This window comes from Vibrio nigripulchritudo ATCC 27043 (genome assembly GCF_000222685.1).
In the GTDB taxonomy this organism is placed as follows: Bacteria; Pseudomonadota; Gammaproteobacteria; order Enterobacterales; family Vibrionaceae; genus Vibrio; species Vibrio nigripulchritudo.
The window spans coordinates 1-11,855 of sequence record NZ_AFWJ01000048.1 but is presented as its reverse complement, the minus strand read 5'-3'; the positions used below and the strand labels follow the sequence as shown (position 1 = coordinate 11,855).

At 45.0% G+C, this 11,855-nt stretch carries 12 protein-coding genes and 1 pseudogene; 9 read left to right on the top strand and 4 right to left on the bottom strand.

Features of this window, described 5'->3' with window-relative positions:
• From RH89_RS06240 to ttcA, 5 genes are all read left to right on the top strand, one after another.
• Positions 1-459: sulfite exporter TauE/SafE family protein (locus RH89_RS06240; RefSeq protein ID WP_004400335.1), on the top strand; the 459-nt coding region annotated here is incomplete at its 5' end.
• Positions 460-558: 99 nt separating this feature from the next.
• Positions 559-1,305: an FNR family transcription factor gene (locus RH89_RS06235; protein ID WP_004400333.1), complete on the top strand. Its 747-nt coding sequence runs from the start codon at positions 559-561 to the stop codon at positions 1,303-1,305.
• Between the two features lie 167 nt (positions 1,306-1,472).
• Positions 1,473-2,414 carry a universal stress protein UspE gene (gene uspE / locus RH89_RS06230; RefSeq protein ID WP_004400331.1) on the top strand — a complete coding sequence of 314 codons (942 nt, stop codon included), beginning with the start codon at positions 1,473-1,475 and terminating at the stop codon, positions 2,412-2,414.
• Positions 2,415-2,607: 193 nt separating this feature from the next.
• Complete coding sequence (gene tnpA / locus RH89_RS06225) at positions 2,608-3,069, top strand: IS200/IS605 family transposase (RefSeq protein WP_004400329.1); 462 nt, start codon at positions 2,608-2,610, stop codon at positions 3,067-3,069.
• A gap of 221 nt (positions 3,070-3,290) precedes the next feature.
• Positions 3,291-4,220, top strand: a complete 930-nt coding sequence (gene ttcA / locus RH89_RS06220; RefSeq protein ID WP_004400327.1) for a tRNA 2-thiocytidine(32) synthetase TtcA — start codon at positions 3,291-3,293, stop codon at positions 4,218-4,220.
• A 37-nt stretch (positions 4,221-4,257) separates the two neighbouring features.
• Here the strand turns inward: ttcA and melA are convergent, their stop codons facing one another.
• Positions 4,258-5,613, bottom strand: a complete 1,356-nt coding sequence (gene melA / locus RH89_RS06215; protein WP_004400325.1) for an alpha-glucosidase/alpha-galactosidase — start codon at positions 5,611-5,613, stop codon at positions 4,258-4,260.
• 228 nt (positions 5,614-5,841) lie between these two features.
• Here melA and RH89_RS06210 point away from each other — a divergent pair, with 228 nt between their 5' ends.
• Positions 5,842-6,756, top strand: coding sequence for a helix-turn-helix domain-containing protein (locus RH89_RS06210; protein WP_004400323.1), 915 nt, complete (start codon positions 5,842-5,844; stop codon positions 6,754-6,756).
• An 18-nt stretch (positions 6,757-6,774) separates the two neighbouring features.
• Here RH89_RS06210 and RH89_RS06205 read toward each other — a convergent pair whose 3' ends face one another.
• The 3 genes from RH89_RS06205 to RH89_RS06195 are packed head-to-tail and all read right to left on the bottom strand — an operon-like array spanning position 6,775 to position 9,036.
• Positions 6,775-7,425 (bottom strand): DUF2987 domain-containing protein, encoded by a 651-nt coding sequence (locus RH89_RS06205; protein ID WP_004400321.1) that lies wholly within the window; start codon positions 7,423-7,425, stop codon positions 6,775-6,777.
• Positions 7,425-8,240 carry a glucosaminidase domain-containing protein gene (locus RH89_RS06200; RefSeq protein WP_004400317.1) on the bottom strand — a complete coding sequence of 272 codons (816 nt, stop codon included), beginning with the start codon at positions 8,238-8,240 and terminating at the stop codon, positions 7,425-7,427. Before RH89_RS06200 ends, RH89_RS06205 begins: the two co-directional genes overlap by 1 nt.
• Positions 8,233-9,036, bottom strand: a complete 804-nt coding sequence (locus RH89_RS06195) for a DUF2189 domain-containing protein (RefSeq protein WP_004400315.1) — start codon at positions 9,034-9,036, stop codon at positions 8,233-8,235. The genes RH89_RS06200 and RH89_RS06195 overlap by 8 nt, the downstream gene beginning before the upstream one ends.
• 463 nt (positions 9,037-9,499) lie before the next feature.
• Between RH89_RS06195 and potA the strand changes: the two genes are divergently transcribed.
• From potA to potC, 3 genes and pseudogenes are all read left to right on the top strand, one after another.
• Positions 9,500-10,603, top strand: coding sequence for a spermidine/putrescine ABC transporter ATP-binding protein PotA (gene potA, locus RH89_RS06190; protein ID WP_004400313.1), 1,104 nt, complete (start codon positions 9,500-9,502; stop codon positions 10,601-10,603).
• A complete protein-coding gene (gene potB / locus RH89_RS06185; protein ID WP_004400311.1) occupies positions 10,587-11,444 on the top strand; it encodes a spermidine/putrescine ABC transporter permease PotB in 858 nt (285 codons plus the stop codon). The genes potA and potB overlap by 17 nt, the downstream gene beginning before the upstream one ends.
• Positions 11,444-11,855 (top strand): annotated as a pseudogene (potC, locus tag RH89_RS06180) (spermidine/putrescine ABC transporter permease PotC); the annotation flags it as partial. The gene potB and the pseudogene potC, both read left to right, overlap by 1 nt.

The following is an 11,855-nucleotide window of genomic DNA, read 5'->3' as shown; positions in this document are numbered from 1 at the left end:
TTTTCAGATTTTAATCTCGCCCTCACTTACCTGCGTTTGGTTTCAGCTGTGTTTATGGTTTTACTGGGTTTATACATTGCCAAATGGTGGCAGGGTTTGCTGGTGGTCGAAAAACTGGGGCAAGGTATATGGAAGTTCGTATCCCCTGTTGGTCAGAAGTTATTACCACTGAGATCCCCGCTTCACGCACTGCCATTCGGATTTGTCTGGGGGTGGCTGCCTTGTGGGTTAGTTTATTCAACCCTCACCTGGGCAGCGGTATCTGGCAGTGCACTTGATGGTGCCGTAATTATGTTTTCATTCGGGCTTGGCACCTTACCCGCCATGCTTTTAGTCGGCATGAGCGCGGTGAAATTTCAGAAGTGGCAAAGAAATGAAACGTTCCGACAGTGTGGCGCAATCATACTGATTGCTTATGGGTTATACACTGGTTACGATGCGTTCACGTTACTTTCATAAATTGTCACATCCCTTTGTTTCGATAAATCTTTTTTCACTACCCTTTAGTATTAGGAAGTGTTAAAATATTGATGTATATCAAAATAGCGTTTGGAAGTTATGATTTCAGATAAGCCAGCAACAAAAAGAGTTCAGTCCGGTGGATGTGCCATTCACTGCCAAGATTGTAGTATTAGCCAACTTTGTATTCCTTTCACTCTCAATGAATCTGAGCTTGACCAATTAGACGAAATCATTGAGCGAAAGAAACCTATCCAGAAAGGTCAGGAAATCTTTAAAGCCGGTGATGAACTTAAATCACTGTATGCTATCCGCTCCGGCACTATCAAAAGCTACACCATCACAGAACAAGGCGACGAACAAATTACCGCTTTCCACCTGGCAGGTGATTTAGTCGGCTTTGACGCCATTACTGACGACTCTCACCCGAGCTTCGCACAAGCGCTAGAAACCTCAATGGTTTGTGAGATTCCATACGAAACCCTCGACGACCTTGCTGGTAAAATGCCTAAGTTACGTCAGCAGATCATGCGTCTGATGAGTAATGAAATCAAAGGCGATCAGGAAATGATCCTGCTGCTATCCAAGAAGAACGCTGAAGAGAGACTGGCTGCATTTTTGTATAACCTTTCTACTCGTTTCTCTCAACGTGGATTCAGCCCGCGCGAGTTCCGTCTAACCATGACGCGTGGCGATATTGGTAACTATCTTGGTCTGACGGTTGAAACCATTAGCCGCCTGTTAGGTCGTTTCCAGAAAGCTGAAATGCTGAGCGTTAAAGGCAAGTACATCACTATTCTTGATCACGACGCACTGCAAGAATTAGCGGGCGTTTCTGCTGAATAACCAGCTCTCAATCCTAATTGTTGAACCTCGGTTCCATGAAGTGGCTCAGTTCTGAGCCACTTCATATTTCTCTTCTAATAATCTCTGTTTTCCTAAATTTTTCTGCTCTACTAAGCTACAGTTAACTTAAACCATGCCTCTAACCTTTTGGTTTCTAAGGAGCTGTTATGAGTATTTACAATAAGATCCTCGTTGTTGCTGATGTTAATAGCGATCAGCAGCCAGCACTGGCCCGGGCGATTCAATTGAGTGAAAGTAGTCGTTCTGAAAGCCACATCACGTTCTTCTTATCGATTTACGATTTCTCCTATGAAATGACTTCCATGCTTTCCGTAGACGAGAGAGACGCAATGAGACGTGGCGTTATTCAGCAACGCGAAGCCTGGATGGAAGAAGTGGCTGAACCTTACCTCAATGAGTCCGTTAAACTGGACATCAAGGTGGTTTGGCATAATCGCCCTTATGAAGCGATCATCGGTGAAGTGTTCGCAGGTGAGCATGAAATCGTAGTCAAGGCGACTCGTAAACATGACGTATTGGAGTCGGTGATCTTTACTCCAACCGATTGGCATATCTTACGCAAGTGCCCCTGCCCCGTGCTTTTAGTGAAGAACCACGACTGGCCTGTAAACGGCAACGTTATGGCATCTGTCCATGTCTCATCTGAAAACCCGACCCACCAAGACCTGAACGATGCCATGGTTGAGCAACTGCAAGACATTAGCGGTCGCTTGAACGCTCAATATGTTCTTGTTAATGCCTACCCTGTGACGCCAGCGAACATCACCATAGAACTGCCTGAGTTTGATCCAACCACTTACAGCGACGCGGTACGTGGTCATCACCTTACGGCAATGAAAGCATTAAGGCAGAAACACGGAATTGATGAGAGCAATACCCGAGTTGAGCAAGGTCTGCCAGAAGAAGTGATTCCCAAAATCGTAGATGAACTGGATGCGGGTTTGGTTATTCTGGGAACAACAGGTCGAACGGGCTTGTCAGCCGTCTTTATTGGTAATACGGCAGAACACGTTATTGATAAGATTAATTGCGATGTTCTGGCGTTAAAACCAAAGGGCTATATCAGCCCGCTGGATCCGAATCAGTAACAAATTACTTCTCAGATAAAACAGGCAAGCCATTGGCTTGCCTGTTTTGTTGTATAGAGAAAACCCCCAGCTAGGCTGGGGGTTCCGTAAAGCTTACAGCTATAAGTCAGTTATATAACCCCTTTCAATTTGATAAAAACGTCTTGTGGTCTGGCAACTGCAAGAGTTAATTAAGAATTGAAAGGGGGTCCCAATGGGGGACGAAAAGAGCTTAGCGCACACGCGATGGAATTGTAAATATCATGTCGTTTTTGCACCTAAGTACAGACGGCAAGTGTTCTACGGAGAGAAACGAAGGGCAGTAGGAGAGATACTTAGAAAACTATGTGAATGGAAAAGTGTGAATATTATTGAAGCGGAATGCTGTGTAGATCATATTCATATGCTTTTAGAGATACCGCCTAAGATGAGTGTTTCATCATTTATGGGGCATTTGAAGGGAAAAAGTAGCCTGATGCTATATGAGCGATTTGGAAATTTGAAGTTCAAGTACAGGAACCGAGAATTTTGGTGTCGAGGATATTATGTAGATACGGTGGGTAAAAACACGGGCAAAATCCAAAGCTATATAAAGCATCAGCTAGAGCAGGATAAAATGGGAGAGCAGTTGTCGCTTCCATATTCGGGTAGCCCGTTTACGGGCCGCAGGAAATAGTCATATGCAAATGTCAGATCACTATGCGCCTGTTAGGGCGCAGCCAGTAGGAGAGCCTTATAGGCGCATATGAAAAACCACCGGCTATGCCGGTGGATACTTTTTTTCTATACTTTTAGTTCGCTATGCCTTTCGCACCTTAAAACACTGGCATCTAGCGCGGATATCCGTATTATACGCACTTCAATTTCTTGTCGAGATAACAACAGAAAAAGCTGGATATGACAGAGCAAAGTAAAGAGCGCACCAAAGCTCAACAGTACAACTTTAACAAGTTGCAAAAACGCATTCGCCGCAACACTGGTAATGCCATCAAAGACTTCAACATGATTGAAGATGGTGATCGCATTATGGTGTGTCTATCTGGTGGTAAAGACAGTTTTACCATGTTGGATATCTTGATGAGCCTGCAAAAAAGTGCGCCGATTAACTTTGAGCTGGTTGCAGTAAACCTTGACCAGAAACAGCCAGGTTTTCCAGAGCACATCTTGCCAGACTATTTAGAAAGCTTGGGTGTCGAGTACAAAATCATAGAAGAAGACACCTACTCTATTGTTAAAGACAAAGTGCCAGAGGGTAAAACCACCTGTTCGCTTTGTTCTCGTCTGCGCCGCGGTATTTTGTACCGCACAGCAAAAGAACTGGGTGCAACAAAAATCGCGCTAGGACACCATCGCGATGACATCATTGAAACCATGTTCCTGAACATGTTCTACGGTGGTAAGATCAAAGGCATGCCGCCAAAACTGGTTTCAGACAATGGTGAACACGTGGTAATTCGTCCACTGGCTTATTGTCGTGAAAAAGACATCATCAAGTACGCTGATATGCGTGAATACCCAATCATTCCGTGTAATTTGTGTGGCTCACAGCCAAACCTACAGCGTCAGAATGTGAAGCAAATGCTGAATACTTGGGATAAGCAGTTCCCAGGTCGTATTGAGACCATGTTTACTGCGATGCAAAACGTGGTTCCTAGCCACCTTGCAGACTTTGAACTGTTTGATTTCAAATCCATCAACCGCGATTCAGGTGTCATTAACGGTGGTGATATCGGCTTTGATAAAGAAGAGATGCCGCAAGTTCAAACTACCGACGAAGATGCGGTAGAGTTTGACCCGAAATTGCAGTTGGATGTAACCAACATCTGATTTAAAGAAGGGGCTCAGTCGAGCCCCTTTTCATTTCTTACTTTCTTGCCCATTCAGGCAACCAGTCTCCGTGCGCCTGACGCAGTTCATCCACCAATTGCCAGATCTGTTCAAGGTCCAGTTCCGCTCCGGTATGCGGATCCATCATCGCGGCATGGTAAATATGTTCCGGGTTCTGGTTCATAAGAGCTTCCACAACCAACGACTGCACACTCACGCTACTCTGGATAATGGCGTTAAGTTGTGGTGGCAGGCTTCCTACTTTGGTTGGCTGAATACCCATAGCATCAACCAGACATGGGACTTCAACGGCACAGCCCTCAGGCAGCGAATCGATTAGACCGTTGTTTGGAACATTACCGTAAATCACTTCTGGCTCATTGGTCCAAGCAGCATTAATGATTGCCGAGGCATATTCGTTACTCTTGTGGACTTCGATAGTGTCTTCAGACATGAGTTTTTGAGATTGCTCGTGCCATTTGTCTATCTGTTCAATACATCTCTTGGGGTATTCATCTAAAGGAATGGCGAATTTTTCAATAAGATCTTCCCTACCCGATTTGATAAACCAAGGTGTGTATTCCGCGAAGTGTTCAGAGCTTTCGGTGACAAAGTACCCTGTGCGTTTCAGCATTTCGTATCGCACAATATTTTGACAGCGTGGCATCTCCTGGCTTTCTGGTCTTGGGTAAACACCCGACTCATAACCTTCAAGAAGCTTCGGATACAAATCTGCGTACTCCCCATTTTCCAAACGTTCTTCAAAGCTCAAGAAAAACGCAATGTGGTTGATGCCAGCGCAGCGGTATCGAATGTTCTCTATTGGTATTTGCAAGTCAGACGCTAAACCCTCGGAAGTGTGTTGCACCGAATGGCAAAGACCGACTTGCTTGATCTGCGGGTATTTCTTCGCAATCGCCCAAGTATTGATTGCCATTGGGTTTACATACTGAAGAAGCAACGCCTCTGGACAGACTTCAAGCATATCTTCACAAACCGACCAAAGGTGTGGAACAGTGCGCAAGCCACGCATGATGCCACCAATGCCTAAGGTGTCAGCAATGGTTTGCTCTAGTCCAAACTTCTTGGGGATCTCGAAGTCGGTGACAGTACAAGGTTCATAGCCCCCAATCTGAAAAGCGACGATGACAAAGTCTGCGCCTTCCAGTGCTTCTCTCTGGTTAAGGTGAGTTGAAAGTGTTGCTTCACACTTCAACGTCGACACCATTTTTTGAGCGACAATATGGGACTCATTGAGTCGACCTTCATCAATATCCATCAACGCCACATGAGCGCCCTGAAGGGATTCTCTTTGGAGTACATCGCCAACGATGTTCTTCATAAACACGGTAGATCCCGCGCCAATAAAAGCTATTTTGGGGTACGATTTCATTTTTATTGTCCTTAGAGTTTGTTGACCTTAGTCTCACGGTGGTAATTCAGATTATTGGCAACGAAGTGGACATATTCTTCCTAAATAATCTTATAGCTTTCCAGAAAGGCAATAAGAGCAATTCTAGAAATGCCAAAAATTCTTCCGGAAAATGAATCTATACTTGTGAAAAAGCATTCAAGCTGACAATGTTGTAGGCACATACGAGCAGTACTGATAAAGGCGGATATGAAACAGTCGACACCTTCTCATGAGTTTTCCAGCACCTATCGTGTAGAGGACCCAGATTACCCGAAAGAATGTGGTGTCGTGTTTGAAGACATTCAACCGAGGCAGTTCGAGCCTTCGTACTATCATCACCATGCCTCTATCGAAATGAACTATCTGCACCAAGGCGAAATGACGTATTCGTTTTCTGGAAATGATGTAACCATCAAAGGTGGCGTTTTCACTCTTTTCTGGGGAGCTAACCCCCATAGGGTTCTTAGCGTGAACGGAGCGAAACAAATTACCAATGTTTATATTTCCCTCTCTCAGTTACTTCAGTGGAATCTGCCTTCCTCTTTTATAAGTGCACTACTTAGCGGTTCGGTAATTTGCGCTCGGGAAAATAATGATGTCGACCTTAATTTAGTTAACCGATGGGTAAACGAACATAGTACAGAAGGTCCATGGCATAGACTGCATGCTCTGGAAGTTGAAGCGAGGTTGTTAAGGCTAGCGACCGAGGGTTGGTCGACCATCTTGAGAAGAGACATACAAGATGCTAACTCTCTGATTGGCGGTAAAGCTATCCTCCACTTTGAAGCGATGCTTCGTTTTATGAGTGAACATTTCTCAGTTCCAATAGGATTAGATGAAGTGGCAGATAATGCGGGCGTATCCAAAGGGTATGCAATGTCTTTGTTTAAAAAGCTACTCGGAAAGACCATTAAAGAACATCTTACCGATTTGCGTTTGTATCATGCGAAAATGTTATTGGCTGAATCGGACACTAAGATAGTAGCGATAGCGCTAGACAGTGGCTTTGGGTCTCTGTCTGCATTTTACGACGTGTTTCAGAAACATGAAGGGATATCGCCAGCGGCTTTTCGTAAAAGGAACATCAATGAATCACGCCTGCACTCCAGTTCAGAAACTTGAAACACAGGCGAATAGCGATTAGTTCGCTTTAGGCAGATATGGAAGCACACGGGTTGTTGCTTCAGGCAAAGTAAAGCTTCCGTTTTCTGTGATTTGGTTCAGTGCTAGGTATGCACGACCGTCTACCACATCAATAGTTTTACCGTTAGAAAGCTTGATTTCGCTGTTCAGTTCGTTAGCAAATTCCAGTGTTACCCCTTCCACATCCGGTGTAAACCAGCTTGCGAACATGCCGCCTAAATCTTCCAGCATCACTTGCATTTGAGGTAACAGTTTTTCGACATCGCCGTATTGAACTGTTCCGCTGAACTGCTCTTTTGCCATTACAACCATAGAGAAGTCGCAGCGTTTGTCTTTTTCGGTACGCACAAATACCAAAGGGTTTGCCGATTTTAAGTTCTTATCGACAGGTACTTTGAGTTCAAAGCCCGATGTATCAAACTCTTCGTAATGTTCTTCCTTCTCCATCCACGCCTTCTCAAGTTTGCAGAGTTTTTTGGTGTCTGCATCGATAAAGAAAAGCCCGACTTTAACGTCGTCGTGTCCTTCTTTGGCGTTGTTTTTCATTTGGGTATAGAGCTTGGAATAAGTGAACATGTATTCCTGCGCTTGAATTGGCAGCGCTAAACCTAGCGAAACAGTTAGGGCTAATAAAGATTGAATTTTCATTATTGTTTTCCGGACTCAGACCAATATTTTTTGTTGTGTCTGATCATGGCTTGCAGTTCATCTACGTACGCCTGACCACGCTCCGAATAGTGACTTAATCCTTGCGTCAATGCGAGTGCCGTCTTCTCACTTTTCAGGTCTTGTCCCGTTTGTTCCAGCTCGGCTCGGATCGTGCGTAATTCCGCGTACGCTCGGTTGCGGTTAACGTTCATAAAGTAAGCAGCAACAGACTCTTGTGCGGAATTGAACTTCGCTACTTCGTGAGTGGCACCTTCTGTTCTTCTAAGTGGCACTAATCCACACCCTGCGCGATAGCACCACTGACCAAAGTAGTTGTTCGCCTGAGTAGCAAACCTGGACGTTCCCCAAGCGGATTCATTGGCAGCCTGCGTTAGAACAAGCGCTGGAGGTAACACGTTCACACGAAGCAACATGGCTTGGATCCAACTCTGAGTAATGCCTTCAGAAGGTGTCGCGTATCGATAGGCTTTCGCTAGTTTTTCAGCTTTGGCGAGATTATCTGGGTTTTGGCGAGCGGTTGATTCCGTTTCTAGCATTGAGCCCAGAAAATCTCTTTCTTGTTGGATTCGGTGATTTTCTATTGCGATTGCCGGGGAAAGAAAGCCAAAAAATGCCGTCTTTTTCTCGCCTACATTGCCAATGGTAGCGAAATCAGGTGTAGCGCCCATTTCGGGGAGTGGCTTGGCTGGTGGTTGTTGAACAACTGGAGAAGGTTCTTTTTTTGGGTAGAAAGGAAATAAAATCGCCACTGTGAAAAACACAGCAGCGACAAGTTTTAGCAGGTTTTTAAGCATCAAATGTTCCGGAATTATCTGGACCTTGTTGAGGTTTCGCTGGAATATCAGAAGCAACGATTTTGAGCTGAATGCCAAACATGTTGCGATACAGTATGCCTTTGACATGAAAGAAGAAAGGCACAACAAAGATTAGACCAATACCATAGAAAATGGTCGCCATAAAGAACATGAAAGCGACAACGAGATAAATGCCAGCTATTGGAAGTATTTTTTTGTTTACAGCTCTCAAAGACAGCAATAAAGACTGCATCGGAGGAACTCGTTTTTCGCAAATCAGCAAAATTGAATGGCTAAACGCAATGGTCAGATAAATGGAGAGGAAAGGCAGCAACTGCCCTGCTACACCCTGTAAAAGCAGGTTGAACATGGTCGCCAGGATGATCGGGATCGTGTATTGAAGACCTTTAGCCATATGACGAGATTTGGTTCTTAACCCCGCGGCGTGGCTCATCGCCATCAAACTGATACCCGCTGAAAGAGGTGCACTGATTAGCTCATAGCTGAAATTGGCAAAGAGGAGTGAACTGACGATCTGCGGATCCATCTTCTCTGGCGTCTGAAGTAAAGTGAGTAACACTGATGGGTCACCAAGCTGCATTTTTAGTGCGATAAAGAAAATCAAAGCCTGAATGACGATCAGCGCCACAATTGCAGGGGAAAACGAGAAGAAGTTTTTAACCGTATATTTCCAGGCTTCCTGAATGACGTCGCTGGGTTTGAGTTCGTAATTCCCTGAAAGAGCCTGTTCGATGCTCCCCCCCAGATTGAAATCTTTTACTATCTCATTATTCATAGATACTTCCGGGTCAGTGCCCTGACCTTATAGCTTTCTTGGTACAACTTGCTCTGCGACAAGTACTAAATGATGGCGATTATACGTGCGCTCTGCGAAGTCTTAAAAGCAAGAATGCAACACTTGTTTAATTTTAGATTCAATTGACCAATAATTGCATTTTCTTGCCATTTCTTTTGGTTCGATTCCGTTATCGGGCAAAAATTCCGTCTATAAATCGAAAGATTAAGGTCATAGATTAATGCTTGAATCAGCATTCGAACCCTTGATGAATAAGGGTTCAGAGATGAGGTACAAACAGGTAAACAAAAGCCGCAAAAATTTTTAGGTTTTTGTGTAAGAAAATGCTTTGCGAACACCGTTTTGAGGAATATGATTCGCTCCCCACTCCACATACGTTCTGGGATGTTTTTTTAGAATCAAGCAGACCAGTGCTGGCTTTTAATTAGGAGAAAAACAGACATTGAAAAAGCCAACTCATGTTGTACAGCTGTCGTCCATCGAGAAAAGCTTTGATGGTAAAAAAATCATTGATGGATTCGACTTAAACGTGAATCACGGCGAGTTCCTGACCATTCTTGGTCCGTCTGGCTGTGGCAAAACAACGGTGCTGAGGATGATCGCAGGCTTTGAAACCAGCGATCAGGGAACCATCAAACTTGATGGTGTCGATGTGACGGCTACGCCAGCAGAACAGCGCCATGTGAATACGGTTTTCCAGAGCTACGCTTTGTTCCCGCACATGACGGTGTTTGACAACGTCGCATTTGGTTTGCGCATGCAAAAAGTGCCTTCGGCTGATATTGAACCTCGCGTGATTGAAGCGCTAAAAATGGTGCGTTTGGATCATATGGCTTCGCGTAAGCCGCATCAGCTTTCTGGCGGTCAGCAGCAGCGTATTGCGATAGCACGTGCAGTAGTGAACAAGCCTAAAGTACTGTTGTTGGATGAATCTTTGTCTGCACTCGACTACAAACTGCGTAAGCAGATGCAAATCGAGCTGAAACAGTTGCAACGTCAGTTAGGTATTACCTTTATTTTCGTTACTCATGATCAGGAAGAAGCGCTGTCTATGTCTGACCGCATCATCGTGATGAAAGACGGAAAGATTGAGCAAGACGGCTCCCCTCGCGAAATTTACGAAGAGCCGAAAAACCTGTTCGTGGCGAAATTCATCGGTGAGATCAACGTATTTGACGCTGATGTGATTGCACGTATCGACGACAAACGCATTAAAGCAAATATCGAAGGTGTGGAGTCCATCGTCTATTACGACAAAGACGTTAAAGGTGGCGACAAGCTACAAGTATTGCTTCGTCCAGAAGATTTAAGACTGGAAGAAATCAAAGAAAATGAATCAAAAGGCATTGTCGGGCACGTAATTGACCGAACCTATAAAGGCATGACACTGGATTCCGTGGTGGAACTGGAATCGGGCATGCGCGTTATGGTCAGTGAGTTCTTCAATGAAGATGATCCGGATGTAGACCATTCTCTTGGTCAGAAAGTCGCCGTAACTTGGGTTGAAAGCTGGGAAGTGGTACTGGCAGATGAACAAGAAGCTTAATCTACAAAATGCCATCATCGGTCTTATTGTAGGCTGGCTGGTGATATTTGTGCTGTTTCCGAATTTAATGATCATCGGAACCAGTTTTCTGACCCGCGATGAAGCCAATCTGATTGAGATGACCTTCACGCTGGAAAACTACGCGCGCTTGGCGGACCCGCTCTATTTCAAAGTGCTGTGGCATTCGTTCTACATGGCGATTGTTGCGACACTGCTTTGTCTGGTGATTGGGTATCCGTTTGCCTACATCGTGGCAAAAATGCCCGAGAAATGGCGTCCGTTTATGTTGTTTTTGGTGATTGTGCCGTTCTGGACCAACTCACTGATTCGCACATACGGTTTGAAAATTGTGTTAGGCACACAAGGCATCATCAACAAAAGCCTGTTGGCGATGGACATTATCGATAAGCCGATTCGTATTATGTACACCGAATCTGCTGTAATGATTGGTTTGGTTTATATCCTGTTGCCGTTCATGATTTTGCCCTTGTACTCTGCGATAGAAAAGCTGGATGACACTTACCTGGAAGCGGCGCGCGACCTGGGTGCAAACAAGCTTCAGACGCTGTTGAAAGTCGTATTGCCACTGACCATGCCGGGCATCATCGGCGGTTGTTTGTTGGTTCTGCTTCCTGCATTGGGGATGTTCTACATTTCTGACTTGCTGGGCGGTGCGAAGAACCTGCTGATCGGTAACGTCATCAAGAGTCAGGTGCTTAATGCGCGAGATTGGCCGTTTGGCGCTGCAACCAGTATTGCACTGACGGTTGCCATGGCGATTATGTTGTATGCCTACTACAGGGCAGGAAAACTATTGAATAAGAAAGTGGAGCTAAGCTGATGGGCAAGTCAATTAAGTTTAGCTTTATGACGTTGGTGTACGCGTTTTTGTATCTGCCAATCATTGTGTTGATTGTTAACTCCTTCAATGCCAGCAAGTTTGGTATGAAATGGGGAGGCTTCACCACGAAATGGTACGAAGCGCTGGTGAACAACGACAGCTTGATGCAAGCCGCATGGCACTCACTGAATGTGGCGGTGTTCAGCGCAACAGCAGCCACCATCATAGGAAGCCTGACGGCGGTTGCCCTATTCCGCTATCGCTTTAAAGGCAAAGGTATGGTGAATGGCCTGCTGTTCATTGTGATGATGTCTCCAGACATTGTTATGGCGATTTCGTTGCTTGCTCTGTTCTTAGTAGTGGGCGTGCAATTGGGTTTCTTTACCCTTTTCTTTGCTCACATCACGTTCT